This is a genomic window from Streptomyces sp. NPDC048106 (genome assembly GCF_040706415.1).
Taxonomy (GTDB): Bacteria; Actinomycetota; Actinomycetes; order Streptomycetales; family Streptomycetaceae; genus Streptomyces.
The window spans coordinates 72,549-97,745 of the sequence record NZ_JBEZND010000019.1 but is presented as its reverse complement, the minus strand read 5'-3'; the positions used below and the strand labels follow the sequence as shown (position 1 = coordinate 97,745).

Below are 25,197 nucleotides of genomic sequence, written 5' to 3'. Positions count from 1 at the left end.
GGTCGACCACTCCTGGTGAGGGGTGGGCGGGCACCGCGCAGGGCCCGGTTGCGGATACGCACGGGTCCATGCGCGACGGGCGCGCCGCACACGCGCCCTGAGCCCCGGATGAGGGGTGTAAAGAACCTTCTTACCGGACGGACGGCGCCCACGACGAGTCCAATAGGTCCAAGGTCACATCTGGGAACCAGTAAGCAGCACAGAGGTGACACGCCGCTGACGGCCGTGGTGATCGGCGACGCGGGGGTCCAGGGACTCGGCGGGGCCGGGCGGCCGGGAAGTCGTACGACACCCACAGGTCCAGCCGTCCACATTCTGAGATGTGCCGGAGATTTCCCGGCGATGGGACGGGAATCACGCAGGTGGACCGGTGCGATATGGCACCGGAAGACCGAGGATGTACCGACCTGATGGGGTTCGGGGGTCACCCGTTATCCGATTTTGACATATCGGCGCCCCTGAATGCCGTAGTCCGAATGGCAAGATGCCGTAAACCCGCGAGGTCGCGCCACCCAATGGTGTGTGTTCTCGTCTACCCAGCGGCAAACTCTTCGCATACGCCGGAGGAATCCACCATGACCGCAAGCTCCACCCGTCGTTCGACCGCCACGCACCGCCGGCTGGCTGCGGTCGGTGCGATCGCGGTCGCGGGCGCCCTGCTGCTCACCGGCTGCGGTGACCAGACGAAGGGCAAGAACAACGACTCCGGCGGCGGCGCCGCGGCCAGTGCCCCGCTCGCGAGCAAGCTCCCGCAGTCCATCCGCGACAAGGGCAAGGTCGTGGTCGGCTCGGACATCGCCTACGCCCCGGTGGAGTTCAAGGACTCCAGCGGCAAGGCCGTCGGCCTGGACCCGGACCTCGCGGCCGCGCTGGGCAAGCAGCTCGGGGTGAAGTTCGAGTTCCAGAACGGCACCTTCGACGGCCTGCTCACCGGCCTGCGCTCGGGCCGCTACGACATCGCGATGTCCGCCATGACCGACAACAAGGACCGCCAGGAGGGCATAGACCCGGACACCGGCAAGAAGGTCGGCGAGGGCGTCGACTTCGTCGACTACCTGACCGCCGGTGTCTCGATCTACACCCGCAAGGGTGACACCCAGGGCATCACGAGCTGGTCCGACCTGTGCGGCAAGAAGATCGCCGTCGAGCGCAGCACCGTCTCCGAGGACCTGGCCAAGGCCGAGGCCAAGAAGTGTCCGGCCGGCAAGAAGCTCTCCATCGAGCCCTTCGACGACGACCAGCAGTCCCAGACCCGGCTGCGCTCGGGCGGCGTGGACGCGGCCTCCTCCGACTTCCCGGTGGCGGCGTACGCGGCGAAGACCTCGGGCGGCGGCAAGGACTTCGAGATCGTCGGCCCCCAGGTCTCGGCGGCGCCGTACGGCATCGCGCTCTCCAAGGAGGCCGGCCAGCTGCGGGACGCGATCAAGGCCGCGATGGACGCGGTCATCAAGAACGGCGAGTACCAGAAGATCCTCCAGAAGTGGGGCGCCCAGGACGGCGCCGTCAAGGAATCCGTGATCAACGGCGGCAAGTGACCCGCGGCGTAACCAGCGGCCACCGAGAGGCAGCACATCCGTGACTGACATAGAGAAGACGGCCGGGGACCGAGGCACTCCCCCGGCCGGCCCGGAAGCCATCAGGGCCATCCCGGTGCGGCACTACGGACGCTATGTGTCCGCCGTCGTCGCCATCGCGATCCTCGTCGCGATCATCTACGCGTTCGGCCAGGGCAAGATCAACTGGCACGCGGTGCCGGAGTACTTCTTCGATCACCGGATCCTGACCGGTGTCAGCAAGACGCTTCTGCTGACCGTCCTGTCGATGCTGATCGGTATCGTCGGCGGCGTCGTGCTGGCCGTCATGCGGCTGTCGAAGAACCCGGTGACCTCGTCCATCGCGTGGTTCTACATCTGGTTCTTCCGCGGCACCCCGGTGCTGGTCCAGCTGTTCCTGTGGTTCAACCTCGGCCTCGTCTTCGAGTACATCAACCTGATGCCGCTCTACAAGGACGAGTGGTCGAACTTCATGACGCCGCTGCTGACGGCGCTGCTCGGCCTGGGTCTGAACGAGGCGGCGTACATGGCCGAGATCTGCCGGGCGGGCCTGCTCGCGGTGGACGAGGGCCAGACCGAGGCGGCCCACGCGCTGGGCATGAGCTACGCCAAGACGCTGCGCCGGGTGGTCATCCCGCAGGCGATGCGGGTCATCGTGCCGCCGACCGGCAACGAGGTCATCAACATGCTGAAGACGACCTCGCTCGTGGCGGCCGTCCAGTATCCCGAGCTGTTCCGCTACGCGCAGGACATCGGCCAGAACTCCGGCGCCCCGGTGGAGATGTACTTCCTGGCCGCGGCCTGGTACCTGATCATGACCTCGGTGCTCAGCGTGGGCCAGTACTACATCGAGCGGTACTACGCCCGCGGCTCCAGCCGCAGCCTCCCGCCCACCCCGTGGCAGAAGGTCAGGGCGCATCTGACGACCTTCTCCAGCAGGAAGGTCATGGCATGAGCGACACCAAGGCGAGCAAGCAGGACTCCGTGACCGCGGGCACCGTCCCGATGGTCAGGGCGGAGGGCGTCCACAAGTCGTTCGGGCATGTGGAGGTGCTCAAGGGCATCGACCTGGAGGTGCGGCCGGGCGAGGTGTTCTGCCTCATCGGTCCCTCGGGTTCGGGCAAGTCCACCTTCCTGCGGTGCATCAACCACCTGGAGAAGATCAACGGCGGACGGCTGTACGTCGACGGCGAGCTGGTCGGCTACCGCCAGAAGGGCGGCAAGCTGTACGAGCTGAAGGACAGCGAAGTCGCCCTGAAGCGCCGGGACATCGGCATGGTCTTCCAGCGCTTCAACCTGTTCCCGCACATGACGGCGGTCGAGAACGTCATGGAGGCGCCGGTCCAGGTCAAGGGCGTGGCCAAGTCCGAGGCCCGGGAGCACGCCATGCGGCTCCTGGAGCGGGTGGGGCTGGCCGACAAGGCGGGCAACTACCCCTCGCAGCTCTCCGGCGGCCAGCAGCAGCGGGTGGCGATCGCGCGTGCGCTCGCCATGGAGCCCAAGCTGATGCTGTTCGACGAGCCGACCTCGGCCCTGGACCCGGAACTGGTCGGCGACGTCCTCGACGTCATGCGCGACCTCGCCGAGTCCGGCATGACGATGGTCGTCGTCACCCATGAGATGGGTTTCGCCCGCGAGGTGGGCGACAGCCTGGTGTTCATGGACGGCGGTGTCGTGGTCGAATCCGGCCATCCGCGGGACGTGCTGACGAATCCGCAGCACGAGCGGACCCAGTCGTTCCTGTCGAAGGTGCTGTGACGGGACGCGGAGCGGACATCGGGGGAAGGGGCGGTGCGCGCACCGCCCCTTCCCCCTGTCCCGCCTACTTCAGGGCGAGGACCAGACTGTCCGACGGGGAGCACCACACGGGCCTGGCCTCGGCGAAGCCCTTCTCCCGCAGGGTCCGCGCGTGCCAGGCGGCGGAGGGCATGTCGCCGTCGGCGTGCTCGCCGTAGATCTCGTAGCGGCGGGCGGTCGGCTCGGCGAGCACCGGGTCCTGGGCGGCGAGCTGCCACCACTGCGCCCAGTCGAGGGCGCCGTCCCGCTTGGCCTGATCCATACGGGTGTGGCGCTGGGCCCGCTCGGCCGCGTTGATCCGGGGCGTGCTCTCGTCGATCATGTGGTCCGCGTTCATGAAGACACCGCCGTCGCGGACGAGTTCCGCGATCCGACCATAGAGGGCCGCGAGGGGTTCGCTGTGCAGCCAGTGCAGGGCCGTCGCGGTCAGTACGGCGTCGTACGAGTCGTACGGCAGCTTCGTCGCCCAGTCGGGGTCCTTGAGGTCCGCGGTGACGAACGAGACCCGCTCGTCGCCCTCGAAGGTGCCGCGCGCGATGGCGAGCAGGGCCGGGTCGAGGTCGACGCCGGTGCTGGTGGCCTCGGGGAACCGCGCCAGCAGCCGGGCGGTGATGCTGCCGGTGCCGCAGGCGAGGTCGAGCACGCGCGGGGCCGTGCCGACGAGCGCCTCGACCATGTCGAGCATGATCCGGAAGCGGTCCTCGCGGTCCGGCATGTACCACTCCTGCTGCCGGTCCCAGCTCTCCTGCCAGGCCGCCCAGTCGGTTCCGGTACCGGTGGTCATGGAGCCCGCCTTTCCCCGCGGATGCGTAATACCCTGGATGCACGATCGACTGTTACCCGACCGCCGGTACGACGATAGAGCGCCCCAGTAAGGACTACAAGTGGAACTGGCCTATTACTCGGATTACGCCGTACGACTCGTCAACACCGAGGAACCGGCCCGGGGCAAGGACTGCCTGACCTCGGTCGAGGCCATCCGTGACCTGTTCGGCGTCAACGCGTCCGCGGCCCGCCGCGCCACCGACGCCGACGTCACCCGCTTCCGTTCGGTCCGGGGCCGGCTGCGGTCGGTGTTCGAGGCGGCCGACGAGGGCGACGAGACGCTCGCCGTGGACCTGCTGAACTCGCTCCTGCTGGAGTTCCCGGTGAGCCCCCAGATCTCCGGGCACGACCACCGGGACGAGGACGACCGCCCGCTGTGGCACATGCACCTGGCCGACCACCCCTCCAACGCCACCGCGGGCTACGCGGCGATCGCGGCGATGGGCCTCGCCTTCCACCTCACCGAGTACGGCGTGGACCGCCTCGGCCTGTGCCAGGCGGCCCCCTGCCGCAACGCCTACCTGGACACCTCGACCAACCGCTCCCGGCGCTACTGTTCCGACCGCTGCGCCACCCGCGCCAACGTGGCCGCCTACCGGGCCCGCAAGCGCCTGGAGGCCGACCGGTCGCCGAACAGCGGCCGCGCGGCCGACACGGCCCAGCGCAGCACGGCCAGCGGCGAGCGCTGAGCGGCTCTGAACGGCCGCAGCCGCAGCCACGCCCGCCCGAGGATCAGCTCCTGCGGCACGACCCCGTAATCGGTGCTGTCCCCGCCGGCGTACGGGTTGTCCCCGAGCACCCACCAGCCGCCCTCGCGCCGCTCCACGGCCCGCTTGACGACCAGCAGGTCCTGCTGGAACGGGTGCCGCAGTACGACGATGTCACCGGGCCTGACCGCGCCCCCGTAGCGCACCAGCAGCTGATCGCCGTGCTGGAGCGTGGGCACCATGGACGGTCCCGTCACCTCCGCCAGCCCGAACGGCGCGGGCGGCCTCCCCCGCTCGCTCTCCTGCGACAGCTCCGGCATTCCCGGCACCTCCCCGGTCCGTTCCTCCACCAGTCCCAGTCTGACCCCGGACTTTTGTCCTAAGCCCCAGGGGGCACCCAGGAAAACAGGCCCCCCAGGGAGTAATGTCGCACCTGAGAAGACGATCACGAGGAAGGAATGCTCCATGCTTTCCCGCCTGTTTGCCCCCAAGGTCAAGGTCAGCGCCCACTGCGACCTGCCCTGCGGCGTGTACGACCCGGCCCAGGCCCGCATTGAGGCGGAGTCGGTGAAGGCCGTCCAGGAGAAGATGGCCGGCAACGACGACCCCCACTTCCAGGCCCGCGCCACCATCATCAAGGAGCAGCGCGCGGAGCTCGCGAAGCACCACGTCTCCGTCCTCTGGAGCGACTACTTCAAGGCCCCGCACTTCGAGAAGTACCCCGAGCTGCACCAGCTGGTCAACGACACCCTGAAGGCCCTCTCGGCCGCCAAGGCGTCCACCGACCCGGCGACGGGCCAGAAGGCGCTGGACTACATCGCCCAGATCGACAAGATCTTCTGGGAGACCAAGAAGGCGTGATCTCCTTTCACGCCTTCTGACCTGCGATTCCTTTCATTGCAGTGTCTACCTGTCCGCACCCGGTCCGCAGGCCGCCGAGCACGGCGTCCCTCGCGGTCCGGGTGCGGTCTTGTTCCACCACGCTTCAGGAGCAGTGCCACTCCTCGCTGGGCAGTGAGTGCCACAGGTCGAGCCAGTCGTGGAGCAGGAAGAGCGGCCGGGTCAGGACGACGTCGCCGGCCCGCTGAGAGCGGATGGCCAGGCCGAGGTCGGGGAAGACCGGATCGGCGGCGGGGCTGTACATCACGCTGCCGGGCCGCGGTGCCGCGCGGTGGACGAGCCAGCCCTCCACGAGGGAAGGCGCGCAGCCGGTCAGCGGGACCGCGTCCAGCCTCACCTGGGGTCCGGTGAGGGCGTTCACGGCGACGCACCCCAGGCGGCCGTCCTGGAAGAGGGCCCTGATGCCGTTCTTCGTGAAGTCGGCGTAGTCGAGCCGCTGGTCTTCGCCCTGATAGGAGGAGGCCGTGACGGCCGGTCGTTCGCCGAGGGCACCGGCGATCTCCTCCAAGGCCATCCCGAAGTGCAGGGGACCGACTCCCACGTACGGCGTGAACGTCCACTCGGCGCGCTCCTCCTCGCGGGCGATCCGCCACGGGCCGCGGTACCCCGCCTCGCTCCCCGGGACGGCCACGGGCGGTTCGGGCGCCGGCTCGCGCGGGGCCGCTGGCGCCGGCGCGGTGCGGTCCCCGAGCCGACGGCCGAGTCGTTCCGGGGCCGCGGTGTCCTCGGGTTGCTCCTCCAGCCGGCGGATCGCCTGCTCCTGACCCTCCCCGAACGGGTCGTCCGCCAGAGCGTGTACCCGGTCCAGGGCCGCGCGGTGCTCCTCCTCCGCGGCGACGAGACCGGTGATGTCCTCGCCCCAGGCCGCCAGCCGTTCCCGGGCGATCCAGCGGTGGTACGAGTCCGCGCTCACGGCGAGGACCGCGCGAACGGCGGGCGCGTACCGGGGTACGCACGGGTCGAGGGCCGGGTCGGCCAGCAGCAGGGCGGTGGCCGCGAGCGCGGCCTCCCTCACTCGCGGGTCGTCGTCCTCGCAGAAGTCCCCGACACGCTCGTAAAGCATCGGCCGTGCCGCACGGGCGGCGCCCAGCTCCCGCGCCGCGCCCACACCGTCCTCGACGTCCAGGCGGGCGGTGTCGGCGAACGAGGCCAGCCAGTTCAGCAGTTCGGCGCGCAGCGGCCGCCGGCCTGCCCGGCACGCCCACCGGTCTTCGGTGAGGGTGCGCGGATCGTCGAGAAGCCGGGCGACGACCAAGGCCGCTGGGGCGGTCGCCGGGAACAGGCGCTCCTGATGGAGGAGCAGCCGGTACAGGTCCTCCACCGCCCGCGCCCGCCGGGCCGGTTCGGCGGCGAGCACCCCGCCAAGGATCTCCGGCGTGTCGGGCACACCGTGCCGCCCCGTACAGAAGTGCGGCAACTCCTCCCAGGCATTGCCGGCGAGCTCCGCCCGCGCCGTGGGCGGCAGGGAGCCGACGGAAGCATCGGCAAGGTCGGGGGTCGTCTCGTTCCTCACGGCCGCAGTGTTCCAGCCGGCTCCGACATCAGCGGCGCCGATGCCTGCCGCGGCCCGTACCGATCGCTTCGGCCGGTGGCGGTCCGTTGTCCGACCCGCTGCCTATGCTGCGCCGCATGTCGAACGAACGTGCGCCGCGTCATGGCGTCGACGAGCCGGCCTCCTGGTCGGCCGCCCGAATGGTGGTCCACTACTCCGTCGCCGCTCCGAGCGAAGCGGACGCCCGGTCAGTGGCCTCGGCGCTGGCTCGACGCGGACACCGGTGGGTGACCGTGCGCCCGGTGTACCTTCCGCATCTGGACCCGGGGAACCGGCTGTTCGGCAAGCCCGAGTTCTCCCGGCCCGAGCTTGAGGGCTGGTGGAGCGTGGACAGCGTCGTGGACGAGGAAACCCCCGACCCGGCGTCGGAGTTTCACCAGCACGACTGCGAGAAGGCTGCGGTCGAGGCCATCGGAAGAGCCCACGGCGGTTTCTGGCTGGGCGGCTCCCTGGCCGGCCGGGAGACCATGCTGCCCGGATTCGACCACCGGGGGCTGGTCCATGAACTCGACCAGGAGCACGCCCATCGCATTCGGCGCGACGTGATCTCACGCTTCCCTCCGCCGCCGGAGGAACCCGCCCCGGCCACGCCGCTCCGGTGCGCCGTCGCCGGACGTCCGTTCCCGCCCGTGCTCGACTGTGCGCGACAGGTCGCCCGCGACCAGGAGGCTCGGCAGGGCAGTCTGCCCGACGGAACGGCCTGGTGGCTCACCAGCGAGGCGGACGACTTCTCCGACGATCACGAAGTGATCTTCGAGCTGGCCGACTCGGTCATGCACCAGGGCACCTGTTACCCGCACACCGCCGACGAGATTCCCTTGCTGGCCGGTCTCGCCTGCCACGAAGACGTCCGTCCCGCGCATCGGGCCCTGTTCACCACGTTCTTGTTCGAAGCGGCCACCATCGGCCGGCGCCTGACCGCTTCCGGGGCCGACCGCAGAGTCGCACTGGGCCTTCCGCTGGAGGAGACGGCGGACGAACTCGCCGCCCGCCACGCGGTCGAAGCCGCGGCACCGCACCTTCTGAGCCGCTGGGACGGCGAGGACGAAGCCGTACAGTTCACCCTCGCCGCCCTCGCGGCAGCGACTCGCCACAGCGCCTCACGCGCGTGCATCCGTCATTTGGCGGAACGCTGGACCACGGGACCCCGGACGGATGCCCTGCGTCTCGCAGCCGCCCTGGCCCGATCCGACGACGTCGAGGTGGCCGCCGTTCTCCGCGGCATCGCCGAGAGCGGTGCCATACGCCCCCACAGGGTCCCGAGTCCCCTCGCGCCCACCCGCGGCGCGGCGCTCAACCTGCTCAAGACTCTGGTCGAGCGGGAGATGTCTCCCCTCCTGGCCTCCGGAACGAGTCAGGCGAGCCAGTCGCTGTAGTGCGTGGGAGCGAGTCGGGCGTGCGGGTCCGTGAGGACGTCGCCCTTGACGACGGCGAACATGCCGGCCGTGGGGTCGGTGACGACCGTACGGCTGTCGCCCTTGTGGGACAGGGTGAGCCGGCCCAACTCGTCCAGGGGGAAGACGTCGGGCCCCGCGATGTTGCGGATGCCGTTGAGCGGGGTGCCCGCGGCGACGTCCGCCACCGCGGCGGCCACGTCCTTGGAGGCGATGGGCTGGAGGGGCGTGGCGGGCAGCCGGACGGAGTCGGCGTCGGCGGTCCAGGACATGACGGCGTCCATGAAGTCCATGAACTGCGTCGCCCGGACGATGGAGTAGGGGATCGACCCGGCCGCGAGGATCTCCTCCTGGAGCGCCTTGGCGCGGTAGTAGTCCAGCTCCGGCACCTGGTCCACGCCCACGATCGAGAGGATGACGACGTGGCCGACGCCGCCCTTCTCCGCCGCGGCCATGAGGTTGTCCATTGAGGTCCGGAAGAAGGCGAGGGATGCCTCGTCGAAGGTCGGCGAGTTCGTCAGGTTGACGACGACGTCGGCTCCCGCCACCGCCTCGTCCAGCCCCTGGCCGCCGAGGATGTCGACGCCGGTGGACTTCGAGTGCGGCACCGCCTCGTGCCCGGCGGCGTTCAGGTTCTCGACGACCTGCGACCCGATCAGGCCGGTACCGCCGATGACTGCGACCTTCATGGCACGCCCTTTCCCGTAGGGGTTCATGTGCGGAATATGGCATGCGGTCGGGTACGTGGGCAGGGCAAGAAAGAGCCCTTACGGGGCCGTCACCCACACGGCCGGAGCGTCTCCTCGCACCAAGAATTCATCAAGCAACTTGGCAAAGTTCCTTGATGAGTTTTACGGTGCGAAGGTGACCACCGGCTCCGCTCCCCCCTCCTCTCCGCCCTCCTCGCCCGCCGAGACCGCGCAGCGGCTCAACCAGGCGATGAAGCGTCTGCGGGCGCGGCTGCGCGCGGAGTCGGGGCAGCACGCGACCGGGCTGACCGCCACCCAGCTCGCCGTCCTGGCGGAGGTGGTGCGCGAGGGCCCGGTCACGGCGGCGCGGCTCGCCGCGCTGGAGCACGTGACCCCCCAGGCCATCGCCCAGAGCCTCGCCGTGCTGAAGGCCGCCGGACTGGTGCACAGCGCGCCGGATCCGCGGGACGGCCGCCGCAAGCTGATCAGCGCCGACCCCTCGGCCGGCGCGCTGATCGAGCGGCTGCTCGCGGGGCGCGCGTCCTTCCTGGCCCGTGCCATGGAGACGGCCGTGACCCCGGACGAGCTCGGCACCCTGGAGAAAGCGGTGGAGTTGCTGGAACGGCTGGCCACTGTCGAACCGGACATCGCCGCGGTCCGCCGCTGGACACCCCATGAGCTCCACGAGCAACGCTAGATCCGCAAGTTCTGCAAGAACCGCAAGGAGAACCACCGTATGACCAGCCCCACCGCCCTGTCCGCCATCGACCCCAAGCGCACCGCCCTGCTGGCGATGGATCTCCAGGGCGGGATCCTGCCCCTCGTCGCGGACCCCGACGCCCTGGTCGAGCGGATCAAGGGCGCCATCGCCGACGTCCGCGCCGCCGGCGGCACCATCGGCTACGTCCGCGTCGCCTTCACCGAGGACGACTGGGCCGCCGTCCCGGAGACGAACAAGTCCTTCAGCCCGCTCGCCGCGGCCAAGCGCAACCACCACGAGGACCCCGACACCCAGGTCGACGCGCGGATCGCCCCCGAGGAAGGCGACGTCGTCGTGCGCAAGGTCCGCATCGGCGCGGCCTCCACCACCGACCTGTACGAGCAGCTGCGCGAGCGCGGCGTCGACACGCTGATCCTCTCCGGCATCAGCACCAGCGGTGTCGTCCTGTCCACCCTGACCGACGCCGCCGACCGGGACTACCGCGTCATCGTGCTGTCCGACGGCGTCGCCGACCGGGACCACGAGGTCCACCGCGTGCTGCTGGAGAAGGTGTTCCCGATGCGGGCGCACATCATCGACACCGCGGAGCTGCGCGAACTGCTGCGCACCGCCTGATCGCGGACGGCAGCCGGTAATCCTCGGTCGGTGGCGGGCCGGACGATCCCGGACCCCGGTGTCAGTGGGCTGTGCCAGGCTGTGGGCGTGACTCTGGAGGATCTGCGGCGGTTGCGGCGCGTGCGGGACCGGATGGACCGGGAGTACGCCGAGCCGCTCGACATGAGCGACCTGGCGCGCGGTGCCCTGATGTCTCCCGGACATTTCCAGCGCAGCTTCCGCAAGGCGTTCGGGGAGACGCCCTACAGCTATCTCATGACCCGCCGGATCGAGCGGGCCAAGGCACTGCTGCGCCGGGGTGATCTCACGGTGACCGAGGTGTGCCTGGCCGTGGGGTGCACGTCGCTGGGGTCCTTCAGCTCCAGGTTCACCGAGCTGGTCGGCCAGACGCCGAGCGCCTACCGGGCGGCCCCGCACGACCCGGCCGCGGTCATCCCCTCCTGTGTGGCCCGCACGTTCACCCGGCCCCGCCGCCGTCCCTACTGATCTTCCCGCGCCGATCCACCGAGCCGCGCACACCGACGGCCCGACCGGCTTAGCGTGAGACGCATGAACGTACGACTCGCGCAGTGCTTCATCGCCGTGGACGACCACGACAAGGCCCTCGCCTTCTACCGCGACATCCTCGGCCTGGAGGTCCGCAACGACGTGGGTTTCGAGGGGATGCGATGGGTGACCGTCGCCTCGCCGCACCAGCCGGACGTGGAGATCGTGCTGGAGCCGCCGGACGCCAACCCCGACGCCTCCCCGGCCGACCGGCAGGCGCTCGCCGAACTGCTCGCCAAGGGCCTGCTGCGCGGCGTCATCCTGGCCACCGGCGACTGCGACGCGCTGTGGGAACGGCTGCGCGAGTCCGGCGCCGAGGTGCTCCAGGAGCCCACCGACCAGCCGTGGGGCGTCCGCGACTGCGCCTTCCGCGATCCGGCGGGCAACCTGCTGCGCTGCTTCCAGCGCCCGGCGGACTGAACTCCCCTACGACACGCGGCACTTCACCGCCAGGGCTCCACGTCCACCACGGCGGTCACCGCCAACGGTCCGTAGAGGTGCGGGAATTCCTCGCCGTCCGGCTCCACCGCCTCGTACCGCAACGGTGCGTCCAGGAGGGCCGGGTCCACCACCAGGACCACCAGGTCGTCCGGGCCGTCGTACGCGCCGTACAGGAAGGCGGCGACGCGCGGGAGTTGCTCGCGCGTGGAGAAGTGGATGAAGCCCACCTGCTGGAGGGTGCGGCCCCGGGTCGACACCTCGTAGGCGCCGCGCTCGCGGGCCGCTTCCCACAGGGAGCGCTCGGTGATGTGGAGGATGCGGGACGGTTTCGGCATGGCCCCACGGTAGACGGCGGGCCCCGCGCACTGTGGGGATGCGCGGGGCCCGCCCGACCGGAGCCCCCAGGACACCGTGCGGGGTCAGGAGCCGCACAGGCCCGGGGACTCCGGGTCCTTCGGGCCGCCGGACGGACCGGCGGCGTGGGTCACGGCGCTCAGCTGCTGCGCCGGGTCACGAACTCGGCGAGGGCCAGCAGGCCGCCCGCCCTCTCCGGATCGGGGATCGCCCGGGCCAGCTCCTGCATCGCCCGGGCCATCCGGTCGGCCGCCTCCGCCTGCGCCCAGTCCCGGCCGCCGGCCTGCTCCACGGCCAGCGCGGTCCGCGCGATGCCCTCGCTGTCCCCCTCGATGTACGGCTTCCCGTACAGCGCGGCGAGTTCGGCCGCCGCCGGGGTGCCGGAGACCAGGGCCGCCACCACCGGCAGGGACTTCTTGCGGGCCGCGAGATCGGCCCCGGCCGGCTTGCCGGTGCGCAATGGGTCACCCCATATGCCGATGACGTCGTCGATCAGCTGGAAGGCGAGCCCCGCCTGACGCCCGAAGCCGTCCAGCGCGGCCACCTCCTCGGGCCCCGCGCCCGCGTACAGCGCGCCGAGGGCACAGGCGCAGCCCAGCAGCGCCCCCGTCTTCGCCTCGGCCATGGCCAGCACCTCGGCCAGCGTGACCTCGTCCGGGGCGCGGTGCTCCAGGTCGGTGTCGGTGTGCTGGCCGGCGCACAGCTCCACCACACAGTCCGCGAGGCGGGCGGCGGCCGGCGCGGCGGCGGGGTGCGGATCCTCGGCCAGCAGCCGCAGCGCGAGCGCCTGGAGCGCGTCCCCGGCGAGGATCGCGTCGGTCTCCCCGAACACGGTCCAGGCCGTGGGCCGGTGTCTGCGGGTGGGGTCCCGGTCCATCACGTCGTCGTGCAGCAGTGTGAAGTTGTGGACCAGTTCCACCGCCGCCGCGGCCCGCACAGCGGCCGTCCGGGCCGCCGGGCCACCGAGCGCGGCGGCCGCGGCGAGCACCAGGGCCGGGCGGATCGCCTTGCCCGCGTTGCCCGCGGCCGGGCTGCCGTCCGCGCGCTCCCAGCCGAAGTGGTAGCGCGCGACCCGGCGCATGGAGCCGGGCAGCGACTCGACGACGGCCCGCATCGCCGGGTCGACCAGGGCCCGGCTCCGCTCCAGCAGCGCCGGCGCCTCCTGCCCGTCGAGCGGGCCGGGGCCGGTGCCACCGCTCCCCGGCCGTCCCTCCCCCGTGCCGGGGTGCGGCACACCGCAGGGACGTTGTTCGGTCTCCGTCATGGACTCGGCCATGTCTCCCCCTCGCCAGGTCCGCGGGCATCGGCGACGCCTGCCCGGCCGGACGCGTACTCCGAGGGTTTACCCCTCCCGGCGGTCGGGGACACGGCCGCGACGTGCGGAAACGTCACCTCCACCGGCCGATCTCGACGTTCTCCAGCACGCCGAGCGCGTCGGGCACCAGGACGGCGGCCGAGTAGTAGGCCGTGACCAGGTACTTGATGATCGCCTGTTCGTTGATGCCCATGAAGCGGACGGACAGGCTCGGCTCGATCTCGTCCGGGATACCGGACTGCCGCAGGCCGATGACGCCCTGCTCCTCCACCCCGGTACGCATCGCGATGATCGAGGTGGTCCGCGCCTCGCTGATCGGGATCTTGCCGCACGGGAAGAGGGGCACCCCGCGCCAGGTCGGGATGCGGTTGCCGCCCATGTCGATGGTCTCGGGCACCAGCCCCCGCTTGTTCAGCTCGCGTCCGAACGCGGCGATCGCGCGCGGGTGGGCGAGGAACAGCTTGGTCCCGCGGCGGCGGCTGAGCAGCTCGTCCATGTCGTCCGGGCTCGGCACGCCGTCGTGCGGCTGGATCCGCTGGTCGTACTCGCAGTTGCTGAGGAGCCCGAACTCCGGGTTGTTGATCAGCTCGTGCTCCTGGCGCTCCTTCAGCGCCTCGACGGTGAGCCGCAACTGCTGCTCGGTCTGGTTCATCGGCTGGTTGTAGAGGTCGGCCACGCGGGAGTGGACGCGCAGCACGGTCTGGGCGATGCTCAGCTCGTACTCGCGGGGCCGGGGCTCGTAGTCGACGAAGGTGTGCGGGATGTCGGGCTCTCCGGAGTGGCCGGCCGCCAGGTCGACCTCCTTCTCGCCGTAGGTGTTGGTGCGCTGCTCCGGGATCGAGCGGAGCTGGGACAGGTGGGCGCGCAGCGACTCGGAGCGCTCGGCGATCTGCTCGAAGTCCTGACGGCTGAGGATCAGCACGGTGCTGGCGGTGTCCGCGCGGACCGTGAACTCCCAGATGGCGTCCGGGTCCACCAGCGCCTGGTCGCCGAAGTAGGCGCCGTCGGCGAGGACGCCGAGCACCGAGTCGTCGCCGTAGGGACCGGTGCCGATCTTCTCCACGCGGCCGTGGGCGAGCAGGTACACCCCGTCGTTCCGGTTGCCGAAGTCGGCGATCACCTCGCCCGGCGCGAAGTCGCGCTGGCGGCAGCGCCTGGCCAGCTCGGCCAGCACGTCCTCGTCCTCGTACGACCGCAGGGCCGGGAGTTCGCCCAGTTCGGCCGGGATGACCTCCACCTGCCCCCCGGTCTTGACGAAGGTGATGCGGCCGTCACCGACGGCGTACGTCAGCCGGCGGTTCACCCGGTACGTGCCGCCCTGGACGTCCACCCAGGGGAGCGTGCGCAGCAGCCAGCGGGAGCTGATCTCCTGCATCTGCGGCACGGACTTGGTGGTGGTGGCCAGGTTCCGCGCCGCCGCGGTCCCGAGGGACTGCTGCGGCTTGCCCTGATCGGTGCCCAGCTCTTCGCCTACCGACATCTGGAAACGCCCTCCCATGTAACACACCGGTCGCGACGGGCCGGTCTCGCATCGAGCGTCCCATCACGCACGGTTGGCCCGCCATTACCCGAAAGAGGGGGAATGGATCATCGGACTAGTGGGCAGAAAGGAGGATTTCCACAAAGTGGGCCGCGGCCGGGCGCGGTCGCGGGGCGTCGGCGACAATGGCACCGTGACCAGCAGCGATCCCCTCGTCCCCCGGCTCCCCTCCCCCCTCCTGGAGCTCCGGGACGAACGGTTCGACCGGCACGGGATCCGGCTGGTGCTCAAGCGGGACGACCTGATCCACCCCGAGCTGATCGGCAACAAGTGGCGCAAGCTCGTGCCGAACATCGACGCGGCGGGCGGGCGGCCGCTGGTCACCTTCGGCGGGGCCTACTCCAACCACCTGCGGGCCACCGCGGCGGCCGGACGGCTGCTCGGGACGGCCACCACCGGTGTGGTGCGCGGGCAGGAGCTGGCCGACCGGCCGCTCAATCCCTCCCTGGCCCGGTGCGCGGCCGACGGGATGCGGCTGCACTTCGTCGACAGATCGGCCTACCGGCGCAAGGCCGAGCCGGAGACGCTGGCGGCGATCCTGCGCGCGGCCGGCGCCGAGGGGGCGTACGTCGTGCCCGAGGGCGGCAGCAACGCCGCGGCGGTGCGCGGCTGCACGGCCCTCGGGGCGGAACTGCGCGGGCAGGCCGACGTCGTCGCGGTCGCGTGCGGCACCGGGGGCACGCTCGCGGGGCTCGCCGCCGGGCTGGCGCCGGGTCAGCGGGCGCTCGGCATACCGGTCCTCAAGGGCGGTTTCCTGGCGGCCGACGTCCAGGCGTTGCAGGAACGTGCCTTCGGCGGGCGTACCGGCGACTGGTCCCTGGACGACCGCTTCCACTTCGGCGGATACGCGCGCACGGCCCCCGAACTCGACGCGTTCGCCGGGGACTTCGAGCAGCGTCACGGGCTGCCCGTGGAACGTCTCTATGTCGCCAAGTTGCTCTACGGACTTGTCACCCTCGCCGCGGAGGGCGCCTACCCGCGCGGCACCACGCTCGCGGCCGTCGTCACCGGCCGCCCGTTCCCCGAGCCCTGAGGCCCGCGCCCTGAGCCCCACGCCCCGCGCCCCGCGCCCTGAACCCAGAGCCCCGGGCCCTGCGCCCCGGCCGCCGCGCCAAGGGAGCTACGCCGCCTCCCGGTGCGCCGCCGCCTCCTCCAGGTCCAGGTGCCGGAGCAGGGCGCGCAGCATCTCGTCGTCGATGTAGCGGCGGTCGCGCAGCCGTACGAAGACGTCGCGTTCGGCGCTGATCATCGCGCGGGACAGCCGCCGGTAGGTGTCGTCCACGGACTCGCCGGTGACGGGGTTCACCTGGCCGAGGCGCTCCCAGACGGCGTTGCGGCGGTGCTCCAGGACGCCGCGCAGGCGGTCGGCGAGCGGCGGCGGCAGCGCGTTGCGCTCGTCGGAGAGGAGTTCCTCCAGGCGGCGCTCGGCGGCCAGGGAGGCCTGCGCCTGTGCGTTGGCCTCGGCCAGGGTCTCGGCCTGGCGGTCGCGGCCGGGGAACTTCATCAGGCGGATCAGCGGGGCGAGGGTGAGGCCCTGCACGACCAGGGTGCCGATGACCGTGGTGAAGGTCAAAAAGAGGATCAGGTCGCGCTGCGGGAAGGGGGCGCCGCCCCGCACCGTCTGCGGGATGGAGAAGGCGATGGCCAGGGACACCACACCCCGCATCGCGGCCCAGGAGACCACGACCGGCGCCCGCCAGGTGGGGTTCTCCTCGCGCTCCCGGACGCGCCGGGACAGCCTGTGCGGCAGGAAGGTCGCCGGGAACGTCCAGACGAACCGGGCCGCCACGACGACGAGGAAGACGACGACGGCGTACCAGGCCGCGTCGGCCCCGTGATAGGCGCCGAGGCCCTTGAGGATGGGCGGCAGCTGGAGGCCGATCAGCGCGAACACCGCCGACTCCAGCACGAAGGCGACCATCTTCCACACCGCCTCCTCCTGGAGCCGGGTGGCGAAGTCGACCTCCCAGGCACGGTGTCCGAGGTAGACGGCGACCACCACGACCGCGAGCACACCGGAGGCGTGCAGCTGTTCGGCGACCCCGTAGGCGACGAACGGGATCAGCAGCGAGAGGGTGTTCTGCAGCAGCGCCTCGGTCAGCCGGGTGCGCAGCCAGTGGATCGGCACCATCAGCACCAGGCCGACGACCACGCCGCCCACCGCCGCCTGCAGGAACTCCTCGATGCCGCCCGCCCAGGTGGAGCCCGCGCCGACGGCGGCGGCCAGGGCCACCTTGTAGGCGGTGATCGCGGTGGCGTCGTTCAGCAGGGACTCGCCCTGGAGGATCGTCGTGATCCGGGACGGCAGCCCGACCCGGCGGGCGATCGCGGCGGCCGCGACCGCGTCCGTCGGTGCCACGACCGCGCCGAGCACCAGGGCGGCGGGCAGCGGCAGCCCCGGTACGACGAGATAGGCGGCCCAGCCGACGACGAAGGTCGCGAAGAGCACGTACCCGACGGACAGCAGCCCCACGGGACGCATCTGGGCCCGCAGGTCCAGGTAGGAGCTTTCGGTGCCCTCCTTGTAGAGCAGCGGCGGCAGCACCAGGGGCAGGACGACGTCGGGTTCGAGCGTGTAGTCGGGAATGCCGGGGACGTACGACACCGCCAGGCCCACCGCGACCAGCAGCAGCGGCGCCGGCACCGGGGTGCGCCGGGCGATCCCGGCGACCGCGGCACTGCCCGCGACCAGCAACAGCAGGGGCATCACGTCCATGCCTCTCGCCCACCCTCTTTTTCCGCGCGGTCACCCGCACACCCGTCGTAATCTGGCAATCATGAAACAGTGCACGCACGCCGACGCGCTGCCGCATCCGGAACCCGAGCCGCAGTCCGTGACCTGTCCGGAGTGCCTGGCGAGCGGGACACACCCGGTGCAGCTGCGGCTCTGCCTGACCTGTGGCCACGTCGGCTGCTGCGACTCCTCGCAGGGCCGGCACGCGACCGGGCACCACGAGCAGTCCGGGCACCCGGTGATGCGGACGTTCGAGCCGGGCGAGGACTGGCGGTGGTGCTTCGTGGACCACGTGCTCGTCTGAGCGCGGTTTCCCCCGGCCTGACCCCCTCCGGACCCCCGTTCCCCCTTCGAGAAGCATCCGATCGTTGATCGTGTTCCCGTTCGGGTGCTGTGTCGTGTGACACTGCATGCGGCGGCGGACGCACGACGGTTCGGGCGTCTGACGTCTGGGTACGTCAACCCGGCGCGCGCTCTTCCGATTTGGGGCCGCCCACCCCCTAGACACGGAGCGTATCCACAGCTTTACTGTGAGTGACGCCAGGGGGTTGGGGTCCCGGGGACAGGAACATTCGGCGCGCGATAGCGTCACCGCTTGAACCACCCACGCGTTAGCCCCGGGGGGCGACCCTCGGCCCCGTAAAGCTTGTACCACCATGGAGGTGAGGGTGTCCCAGATCGCAGGCGAACCCGCGGCGAACCAGGATTTCGTGGAGGTCCGGCTGCCGGCCGCGGGTGCCTACCTGTCGGTGCTGCGGACGGCCACGGCCGGTCTGGCGGCCCGCTTGGACTTCACCCTGGACGAGATCGAGGATCTGCGCATCGCCGTGGACGAGGCCTGCGCGATCCTGCTCCAGCAGGCCGTGCCGGGCTCGGTGCTCAGCTGTGTCTTCCGGCTCGTCGACGACTCGCTGGAAGTCACCGTGTCGGCCCCGACCACGGACGGCCATGCCCCCTCGCGGGACACCTTCGCCTGGACCGTGCTGTCGGCCCTCGCGGGGAAGGTCTCGTCCGCCGTCGACGAGGACAAGACGGTGTCCATCAGCCTCTACAAACAGCGCGGCGCGGGTCCCGGGCCGGCGTGAGGGAGAACGGGGACGGTCCGGTGCGGGACGAAGAGCGCGGCACGCGAGAGCTGCCGACCGGGGACGGGGGTGCCCCCGGGTCGAATGCGGCCGAGACCCGCGGGGAGAGCCCCCGCGACGGTTCCCGGCGCATGGCGGACGGCATCGACGGCATCCCCGAGCAGGCCAGGCCGCACCCGGAGGACGACTCCGCACGGCCCGGTGGCGCGGGCGCAGGCCCCGACGCCGCGCCGAAGACACGCGGTGGGGCCGCTCCCGCCGGCCGCGCGGGCGCGCGGGCTCGGGGAAGGGCTACGGGCGGGACGATGAGCGAGCACGAGCGATACGCGGACGACGGCACGCCGGGCGCCGAGGCCGTGCAGGCCGCACCGCACGACCCGCAGGACCGCAGCGGGGCCCGGGCGAAGTTCGTCGAACTGCGCGCGCTCGACGCGGGCAGCGCGGAGTACGCGGAACTGCGCAACCAGCTGGTCCGCATGCACCTGCCGCTCGTGGAGCACCTGGCGCGCCGGTTCCGCAACCGCGGCGAGCCGCTGGACGACCTCACCCAGGTCGCCACCATCGGCCTGATCAAGTCCGTGGACCGGTTCGACCCGGAGCGGGGCGTGGAGTTCTCCACGTACGCCACGCCGACCGTGGTCGGCGAGATCAAGCGGCACTTCCGGGACAAGGGCTGGGCGGTCCGCGTGCCGCGCCGGCTCCAGGAGCTGCGGCTCGCGCTGACCACGGCGACCGCGGAGCTGTCCCAGCTGCACGGCCGCTCGCCGACGGTGCACGAGCTGGCCGAGAAGCTCGCCATCTCCGAGGAGGAGGTCCTGGAGGGCCTGGAGTCGGCGAACGCGTACTCCACGCTGTCCCTGGACGTCCCCGACACCGACGACGAGTCCCCCGCGGTCGCCGACACGCTCGGCGCGGAGGACGAGGCGCTGGAGGGGGTGGAGTACCGGGAGTCGCTCAAGCCGCTGCTGGAGGATCTGCCGCCGCGGGAGAAGCGGATCCTGCTGCTGCGGTTCTTCGGGAACATGACGCAGTCGCAGATCGCGCAGGAGGTCGGGATCTCCCAGATGCACGTCTCCCGGCTGCTGGCGCGGACGCTGGCGCAGTTGCGGGAGAAGCTCCTCGTGGAGGAGTAGAGCGGCCGCCCCGTCCGGCCGCCGGCCCCTTACCCGGCGCGGCCCGGGCCCTTGATGCCGAGGGCCTCGGTCGTCTCGCGGTTGACGAGGAGGACGAGGGCCGCGACGGCCACGACCGCCATGACGATGCCGACCGGGACTGCGGCGCCGCCTGACTTGAGCAGGTTGTACGCCACCGGGAGGGCCATGAGCTGCGTGATCACGGCGGGGCCCCGGCTCCAGCCGCGGCGCAGCAGCAGGCCGCGGGCGGCGAGGAGCGGGAGCAGGGCGAGTACGGCGAGGGTGATGCCCAGGGTCACGGCCTGCTGCCGGTCGTCGGGCGCGCCGGTGATGCCGAGCACAAGGACCCAGAGGCCGCCGGCGAACAACGCGACGCCCTCCAGACCGGCCAGCACGGCGGCGTACGTCAGCCGCCGGGGCCGGGTGCCCTCGGCTCCGGCCAGGTCCTGCGCGGGGGTCTGCTCACTGCTCACCCCAGCAGGGTAGCCGCCGGCGGCCCAGGGGCCGGGGGTCGGGTCGCCCGCCCGCCCGTGTCCGGGCTCACGCGCTCATCTCCTACGGGTCTCACCGGTCCGACTTGTCTTACCTGTCTTACCGGATCCCTACCTCGGTCTGGGCCGAGTACCACCCAGTAGGTACGCTTCCTTGCATGCGTGCTCTTCTCGTGGTCAATCCGGCGGCAACCACCACCAGCGCACGCAGGCGCGATGTGCTGATCCACGCGCTGGCCAGCGAGATGAAGCTGGAGGCGGTCACCACCGAGTACCGCGGGCACGCGCGGGACCTGGGCCGGCAGGCGGCGGAGAGCGACGACATCGACATGGTCGTGGCGCTCGGCGGCGACGGCACCGTCAACGAGGTGGTCAACGGACTGCTGCACGCCGGCCCCGACCTGGGCCGGCTGCCCGGCCTCGCCGTCGTGCCCGGCGGCTCCACCAACGTCTTCGCCCGCGCCCTGGGCCTGCCCAACGACCCCGTCGAGGCCACCGGCGCCCTGCTGGACGCCCTGCGCGAGGGCCGGGAGCGCGTGGTGGGCCTCGGCCTCACCTCCGGCACCCCCGGCACCGAGGACGAGGGCGTCCCGGCGCGCTGGTTCACCTTCAACGCGGGGCTCGGTTTCGACGCGGGCGTCGTCGGCCGGGTCGAGCAGCAGCGCGAGCGCGGAAAGAAATCGACGCACGCGCTCTACGTACGGCAGGTGCTCCGGCAGTTCCTCGGCGACGCCAATCGCCGGCACGGCCTGATCACTTTGGAGCGGCCCGGCGAGGACCCGATCGAGGATCTTGTCGTCGCCATAGTCTCGAACACGTCCCCTTGGACGTATCTCGGCAATCGCCCCATGTACACATCACCTAAGGCCTCGTTCGACACGGGCATCGACGTGCTCGGTCTCAGCCGCCTGTCGACGGCCGCGGTTGCCCGGTATGGCACCCAGTTGCTCACTTCGTCCCCCGAGCGCGGACCCCATGGCAGGCATGCGTTTCCGCTCCATGACCTGGACCGCTTCACCTTGCATTCGAAGGCTCCTCTGCCTCTGCAGATGGACGGTGACCACCTGGGGCTGCGTAGAAGCGTGACGTTCACAGGCGTACGCCGCGCACTGCGTGTGATTGTGTGAGTGGAAGAGGCGAAAGTCCTTTCACTCGAACGTTTAGGCCAGGATCCACCCCATGGAAGTACGGCTGTGACCCAGTCGACACCGAGGAATCAAAAAAAACTTTCCGGAAGGGGTTGTATCCGCCGCTGAGGTTTGCGAGTCTCTACGTGGCGATCGGGACGGCCCCCAACACCGGCCTCCACTGATCACCGGAACCCCTCTTCATACCAAGGACCACGCCGGGGAAGACCCGACGATCGGCCCTTCACTTGTCGAGGGATTCGTGAAAGCGTTCACATTCACAAGCAACTTGCATGTAATACCAAGGAGAGGTAGCAGCCATGGACTGGCGTCACAACGCCGTTTGCCGCGAGGAAGACCCCGAGCTCTTCTTCCCCATCGGCAACACCGGTCCCGCGCTGCTGCAGATCGAGGAAGCCAAGGCCGTCTGCCGTCGCTGCCCGGTGATCGAGCAGTGTCTGCAGTGGGCGCTTGAGTCCGGCCAGGACTCCGGCGTCTGGGGTGGCCTCAGCGAGGACGAGCGTCGCGCGATGAAGCGCCGTGCCGCCCGCAACCGGGCCCGTCAGGCCTCCGCCTGACGCACCCACCCCAGGTGACAGCCTGAGCTTGGCGGCGCGTGCATCGTGTACGCATCTCCCGCCCCCGAGCAGCAGCGCGCAGTAACCCCCGATGCCGCCCGCGAACAGCAGCGCAGCAACGAGCACGAGCCTCGGACCGAAGACGGTCCGGGGCTTTTTGCTGCCCCGGCGCCAGTGGTCCATACCAACGGCCCCTCCCCGGGGCCGCCGGCCGCCTCCTGAACCCGTCGGCTACTTCTGCGCCCGCACCGGGAGGTCCAGGATCACCCTGGTGCCCCGCTCCGGCGCCGGGACCATGTCGAACGTGCCGCCCAACTCGCCCTCCACCAGGGTCCGCACGATCTGGAGCCCCAGGTTGCCCGAACGGTGCGGGTCGAATCCCTCGGGGAGGCCGACCCCGTCGTCCTGGACGGTGACGAGGAGACGGGCCTCCTTCGTCGTACCGCCGCGCACCGCCGAGACCTCCACCGTGCCGGTCTCACCCTCGCGGAAGCCGTGCTCCAGGGCGTTCTGGAGCACCTCGGTGAGGACCATGGACAGCGGCGTGGCCACCTCGGCGTCGAGTATCCCGAACCGCCCGCTGCGCCGGCCGGTCACCTTGCCCGGCGAGATCTCGGCGACCATCGCCAGCACCCGGTCGGCGATGTCGTCGAACTCCACCCGCTCGTCCAGGTTCTGGGACAGCGTCTCGTGCACGATGGCGATGGAGCCGACCCGGCGCACCGCCTCCTCCAGGGCCGCGCGCCCGCGCTCGGAGCCGATGCGCCGGGCCTGGAGCCGCAACAGGGCGGCCACCGTCTGGAGGTTGTTCTTCACCCGGTGGTGGATCTCCCGGATGGTGGCGTCCTTGGTGATCAACTCACGCTCGCGGCGGCGCAGTTCGGTGACGTCCCGGCACAGCACCAGCGCCCCGATCCGGGTGCCCTTGGGCTTGAGCGGGATGGACCGGAACTGGATCACCCCGTCGCCGGACTCGATCTCGAACTCGCGCGGCGCCCAGCCGCTGGCCACCTTGGCCAGCGCCTCGTCCACCGGGCCGTGGGTGGGGGCGAGTTCCGCGGTGGTCTGCCCGAGGTGGTGCCCGACCAGGTCGGCCGCCAGGCCGAGGCGGTGGTAGGCGGACAGCGCGTTCGGGGAGGCGTACTGGACGATGCCGTCGGCGTCCAGCCTGATCAGTCCGTCGCCGACACGCGGCGAGGCGTCCATGTCGACCAGCTGGCCGGGGAAGGGGAAGGACCCGGCCGCGATCATCTGGGCGAGGTCGGAGGCGCTCTGGAGGTAGGTCAGCTCCAGGCGGCTCGGGGTGCGGACGGTGAGCAGGTTGGTGTTGCGGGCGATCACCCCGAGGATCCGGCCGTCGCGCCGTACGGGGATGGACTCGACCCGTACGGGGACCTCCTCACGCCACTCCGGGTCGCCCTCGCGCACGATCCGGCCCTCGTCCAGCGCCACGTCCAGCATGGGCCGCCGGCCGCGCGGCACGAGATGGCCGACCATGTCGTCCTGGTAGGAGGTGGGGCCGGTGTTGGGGCGCATCTGGGCCACCGAGACGTACCGGGTGCCGTCCCGGGTGGGGACCCACAGGACCAGGTCGGCGAAGGAGAGGTCGGAGAGCAGCTGCCACTCCGAGACCAGCAGGTGGAGCCACTCGAGATCGGAGTCGTCGAGGGCGGTGTGCTGGCGGACCAGCTCGTTCATGGAGGGCACGTTTGCGAGCGTACCCGCGGCACTCGGGATGGCCGAAAAAACACCCGCGGGCCGCGGCGCCTGGAAGGGACCCTCAACCCTCCCGGCACCGCAGCCCGGAGCATCATCGGCCGTGGGGTGTGCGGTCCCGGTCGGCCGAAGGCCGAGGAGCCGGGGCAGTCAGGGCAGAGAGCGCCGGTTCCTCGTCCGTCTTCCTGTGCGGGGAAGACGGGGCTTGTTCGCTTCGTACTGTTCGCTGCGCGCCGTCCGCTTCGGACGGTTCGCTTCACACCGCTTGTTCGAACAGTCTCTTCGATTGTGGACTAGACCATGAGGCATGTCCATGCCCTACCGGCATGCGGACCCCATGGCACTCGATGCCACGCAGCCTAGCCCGCCGGGGTCGACCATGGGGACAGAAGGCGGCGGCAATTTCCGTCACGCCTCGCGCCGGGAGATCGGCGCGAGGAACCCGCTCTGTTAGATTGGTCTAAACCACATAGACGCACGAGCCCTCTCCAGAACGGCAGGCCCAGCGTGGAAGTTGTCATCGTTCCGGACGCCGCGGCGGGTGGCGAGCTGATCGCCGAGGCCATGGCACAGCTGCTGCGACGCAAGCCCGACGCCCTGCTCGGCGTCGCCACCGGCTCCACCCCGCTCCCCGTCTACCAGGCGCTCGCGGCCAAGGTGCGCTCCGGCGCCGTGGACACCGCGCGGGCCCGCATAGCCCAGCTTGACGAGTACGTGGGGCTGCCCGCCGAGCACCCCGAGTCCTACCGCTCGGTGCTGCGCCGCGAGGTGCTGGAGCCCCTCGGCATCGGCATGTCCGCCTTCCTCGGCCCCGACGGCACGGCCGAGGACGTCCAGGCGGCGTGCGAGGCGTACGACCAGGCGCTCGCCGCGGCCGGCGGGGTGGACCTCCAGCTGCTCGGGATCGGCACCGACGGGCACATCGGGTTCAACGAGCCCTGCTCCTCGCTCGCCTCCCGCACCCGGATCAAGACCCTGACCGAGCAGACCCGCGTCGACAACGCGCGCTTCTTCGACGGCGAGATCGACCAGGTCCCGCACCACGTCATCACCCAGGGCATCGGCACCATCCTGGAGGCCCGGCATCTGGTGCTCCTCGCGACCGGCGAGGGCAAGGCGGACGCGGTCGCGGCGACCGTGGAGGGCCCGGTGGCGGCCGTGTGCCCGGCCTCGGCGCTCCAGCTGCACCCGCACGCCACCGTCGTCGTGGACGAGGCCGCCGCCACCAAGCTGAAGCTGGCCGGCTACTTCCGGCACACCTACGCGAACAAGCCGCACTGGCAAGGCATCTAGGGCCGGCCCTGTTGGACTAGACCAGCTCGGGACCCGGCTGTATACAGAGGAGATCATGAGCGTGCGGGTGGAGTCCTGACGCAGCAAGCCG

Annotated in this window: 27 protein-coding genes; 17 read left to right on the top strand and 10 right to left on the bottom strand. The window is 71.0% G+C overall.

Going from position 1 to position 25,197, the window contains the following annotated elements:
* Positions 1 to 575 precede the first annotated feature (575 nt).
* From AB0927_RS20680 to AB0927_RS20670, 3 genes are read left to right on the top strand one after another with little or no spacing between them, the layout of a single operon-like run.
* Positions 576 to 1,535, top strand: a complete 960-nt coding sequence (locus tag AB0927_RS20680) for an ABC transporter substrate-binding protein (RefSeq protein WP_366669101.1) — start codon at positions 576 to 578, stop codon at positions 1,533 to 1,535.
* 40 nt (positions 1,536 to 1,575) lie between these two features.
* Complete coding sequence (locus AB0927_RS20675; RefSeq protein ID WP_366669100.1) at positions 1,576 to 2,508, top strand: amino acid ABC transporter permease; 933 nt, start codon at positions 1,576 to 1,578, stop codon at positions 2,506 to 2,508.
* Entirely contained in the window at positions 2,505 to 3,311 is an 807-nt protein-coding gene (locus tag AB0927_RS20670) for an amino acid ABC transporter ATP-binding protein (protein WP_366669099.1), read from the top strand. Before AB0927_RS20675 ends, AB0927_RS20670 begins: the two co-directional genes overlap by 4 nt.
* 64 nt (positions 3,312 to 3,375) lie before the next feature.
* On the opposite strand, the gene AB0927_RS20665 is transcribed toward AB0927_RS20670, so the two are convergent.
* Positions 3,376 to 4,134 carry a methyltransferase domain-containing protein gene (locus tag AB0927_RS20665; RefSeq protein WP_366669098.1) on the bottom strand — a complete coding sequence of 253 codons (759 nt, stop codon included), beginning with the start codon at positions 4,132 to 4,134 and terminating at the stop codon, positions 3,376 to 3,378.
* Between the two features lie 100 nt (positions 4,135 to 4,234).
* Between AB0927_RS20665 and AB0927_RS20660 the strand changes: the two genes are divergently transcribed.
* Positions 4,235 to 4,864, top strand: a complete 630-nt coding sequence (locus AB0927_RS20660) for a CGNR zinc finger domain-containing protein (protein WP_366669097.1) — start codon at positions 4,235 to 4,237, stop codon at positions 4,862 to 4,864.
* Here AB0927_RS20660 and sodX read toward each other — a convergent pair.
* Positions 4,768 to 5,202 (bottom strand): nickel-type superoxide dismutase maturation protease, encoded by a 435-nt coding sequence (gene sodX / locus AB0927_RS20655; RefSeq protein WP_366669145.1) that lies wholly within the window; start codon positions 5,200 to 5,202, stop codon positions 4,768 to 4,770. The genes AB0927_RS20660 and sodX overlap by 97 nt on opposite strands.
* A 145-nt stretch (positions 5,203 to 5,347) precedes the next feature.
* Between sodX and sodN the strand changes: the two genes are divergently transcribed.
* On the top strand, positions 5,348 to 5,743 hold the full coding sequence (gene sodN / locus AB0927_RS20650) for a superoxide dismutase, Ni (RefSeq protein ID WP_046418451.1): 396 nt from the start codon (positions 5,348 to 5,350) through the stop codon (positions 5,741 to 5,743).
* A 124-nt stretch (positions 5,744 to 5,867) separates the two neighbouring features.
* Here sodN and AB0927_RS20645 read toward each other — a convergent pair whose 3' ends face one another.
* Positions 5,868 to 7,295 (bottom strand): hypothetical protein, encoded by a 1,428-nt coding sequence (locus AB0927_RS20645; RefSeq protein WP_366669096.1) that lies wholly within the window; start codon positions 7,293 to 7,295, stop codon positions 5,868 to 5,870.
* A 116-nt stretch (positions 7,296 to 7,411) separates the two neighbouring features.
* On the opposite strand from AB0927_RS20645, the gene AB0927_RS20640 reads away from it, so the two are divergent.
* The gene (locus tag AB0927_RS20640) at positions 7,412 to 8,710 is read left to right on the top strand and encodes a hypothetical protein (RefSeq protein WP_366669095.1); all 1,299 of its coding nucleotides are present in this window, start codon (positions 7,412 to 7,414) and stop codon (positions 8,708 to 8,710) included.
* Here the strand turns inward: AB0927_RS20640 and AB0927_RS20635 are convergent.
* Positions 8,689 to 9,417 (bottom strand): NAD(P)H-binding protein, encoded by a 729-nt coding sequence (locus AB0927_RS20635; protein ID WP_366669094.1) that lies wholly within the window; start codon positions 9,415 to 9,417, stop codon positions 8,689 to 8,691. The two genes, AB0927_RS20640 and AB0927_RS20635, sit on opposite strands and share 22 nt — an antisense overlap.
* A 250-nt stretch (positions 9,418 to 9,667) precedes the next feature.
* Between AB0927_RS20635 and AB0927_RS20630 the strand changes: the two genes are divergently transcribed.
* From AB0927_RS20630 to AB0927_RS20615, 4 genes are all read left to right on the top strand, one after another.
* The gene (locus AB0927_RS20630; RefSeq protein ID WP_366669144.1) at positions 9,668 to 10,114 is read left to right on the top strand and encodes a MarR family transcriptional regulator; all 447 of its coding nucleotides are present in this window, start codon (positions 9,668 to 9,670) and stop codon (positions 10,112 to 10,114) included.
* A gap of 39 nt (positions 10,115 to 10,153) precedes the next feature.
* Positions 10,154 to 10,753: a cysteine hydrolase gene (locus tag AB0927_RS20625; protein ID WP_366669093.1), complete on the top strand. Its 600-nt coding sequence runs from the start codon at positions 10,154 to 10,156 to the stop codon at positions 10,751 to 10,753.
* An 87-nt stretch (positions 10,754 to 10,840) separates the two neighbouring features.
* A complete protein-coding gene (locus AB0927_RS20620) occupies positions 10,841 to 11,239 on the top strand; it encodes a helix-turn-helix transcriptional regulator (protein WP_366669092.1) in 399 nt (132 codons plus the stop codon).
* 63 nt (positions 11,240 to 11,302) lie between these two features.
* Positions 11,303 to 11,719 (top strand): VOC family protein, encoded by a 417-nt coding sequence (locus tag AB0927_RS20615; protein ID WP_366669091.1) that lies wholly within the window; start codon positions 11,303 to 11,305, stop codon positions 11,717 to 11,719.
* 23 nt (positions 11,720 to 11,742) lie between these two features.
* Here the strand turns inward: AB0927_RS20615 and AB0927_RS20610 are convergent, their stop codons facing one another.
* The 3 genes from AB0927_RS20610 to AB0927_RS20600 form a co-directional block, all read right to left on the bottom strand.
* Complete coding sequence (locus tag AB0927_RS20610; protein WP_366669090.1) at positions 11,743 to 12,075, bottom strand: DUF952 domain-containing protein; 333 nt, start codon at positions 12,073 to 12,075, stop codon at positions 11,743 to 11,745.
* Between the two features lie 158 nt (positions 12,076 to 12,233).
* Positions 12,234 to 13,370, bottom strand: coding sequence for a family 2 encapsulin nanocompartment cargo protein polyprenyl transferase (locus tag AB0927_RS20605; protein ID WP_366669089.1), 1,137 nt, complete (start codon positions 13,368 to 13,370; stop codon positions 12,234 to 12,236).
* A gap of 112 nt (positions 13,371 to 13,482) precedes the next feature.
* Entirely contained in the window at positions 13,483 to 14,889 is a 1,407-nt protein-coding gene (locus AB0927_RS20600; protein WP_366669088.1) for a family 2B encapsulin nanocompartment shell protein, read from the bottom strand.
* Positions 14,890 to 15,082: 193 nt separating this feature from the next.
* Between AB0927_RS20600 and AB0927_RS20595 the strand changes: the two genes are divergently transcribed.
* Complete coding sequence (locus AB0927_RS20595) at positions 15,083 to 15,982, top strand: pyridoxal-phosphate dependent enzyme (RefSeq protein ID WP_366669087.1); 900 nt, start codon at positions 15,083 to 15,085, stop codon at positions 15,980 to 15,982.
* 87 nt (positions 15,983 to 16,069) lie between these two features.
* Here AB0927_RS20595 and AB0927_RS20590 read toward each other — a convergent pair whose 3' ends face one another.
* Positions 16,070 to 17,665, bottom strand: a complete 1,596-nt coding sequence (locus AB0927_RS20590) for a Na+/H+ antiporter (RefSeq protein WP_366669086.1) — start codon at positions 17,663 to 17,665, stop codon at positions 16,070 to 16,072.
* Between the two features lie 61 nt (positions 17,666 to 17,726).
* Between AB0927_RS20590 and AB0927_RS20585 the strand changes: the two genes are divergently transcribed.
* From AB0927_RS20585 to AB0927_RS20575, 3 genes are all read left to right on the top strand, one after another.
* Positions 17,727 to 17,987 (top strand): UBP-type zinc finger domain-containing protein, encoded by a 261-nt coding sequence (locus AB0927_RS20585; protein WP_366669085.1) that lies wholly within the window; start codon positions 17,727 to 17,729, stop codon positions 17,985 to 17,987.
* A gap of 364 nt (positions 17,988 to 18,351) precedes the next feature.
* The gene (locus AB0927_RS20580; protein ID WP_009190566.1) at positions 18,352 to 18,768 is read left to right on the top strand and encodes an anti-sigma regulatory factor; all 417 of its coding nucleotides are present in this window, start codon (positions 18,352 to 18,354) and stop codon (positions 18,766 to 18,768) included.
* 20 nt (positions 18,769 to 18,788) lie between these two features.
* Entirely contained in the window at positions 18,789 to 19,901 is a 1,113-nt protein-coding gene (locus AB0927_RS20575; protein WP_366669084.1) for an RNA polymerase sigma factor SigF, read from the top strand.
* A gap of 29 nt (positions 19,902 to 19,930) precedes the next feature.
* Here the strand turns inward: AB0927_RS20575 and AB0927_RS20570 are convergent, their stop codons facing one another.
* Positions 19,931 to 20,374, bottom strand: a complete 444-nt coding sequence (locus AB0927_RS20570) for a hypothetical protein (RefSeq protein ID WP_366669083.1) — start codon at positions 20,372 to 20,374, stop codon at positions 19,931 to 19,933.
* 176 nt (positions 20,375 to 20,550) lie between these two features.
* On the opposite strand from AB0927_RS20570, the gene AB0927_RS20565 reads away from it, so the two are divergent.
* A complete protein-coding gene (locus tag AB0927_RS20565) occupies positions 20,551 to 21,519 on the top strand; it encodes a diacylglycerol kinase family protein (RefSeq protein WP_366669082.1) in 969 nt (322 codons plus the stop codon).
* 320 nt (positions 21,520 to 21,839) lie between these two features.
* Positions 21,840 to 22,097, top strand: a complete 258-nt coding sequence (locus tag AB0927_RS20560; RefSeq protein WP_003992873.1) for a WhiB family transcriptional regulator — start codon at positions 21,840 to 21,842, stop codon at positions 22,095 to 22,097.
* Between the two features lie 231 nt (positions 22,098 to 22,328).
* Here the strand turns inward: AB0927_RS20560 and AB0927_RS20555 are convergent, their stop codons facing one another.
* Positions 22,329 to 23,795 carry a PAS domain-containing sensor histidine kinase gene (locus AB0927_RS20555; protein WP_366669143.1) on the bottom strand — a complete coding sequence of 489 codons (1,467 nt, stop codon included), beginning with the start codon at positions 23,793 to 23,795 and terminating at the stop codon, positions 22,329 to 22,331.
* A 525-nt stretch (positions 23,796 to 24,320) separates the two neighbouring features.
* On the opposite strand from AB0927_RS20555, the gene nagB reads away from it, so the two are divergent.
* On the top strand, positions 24,321 to 25,106 hold the full coding sequence (nagB, locus tag AB0927_RS20550; protein ID WP_366669081.1) for a glucosamine-6-phosphate deaminase: 786 nt from the start codon (positions 24,321 to 24,323) through the stop codon (positions 25,104 to 25,106).
* Positions 25,107 to 25,197: the final 91 nt, after the last annotated feature.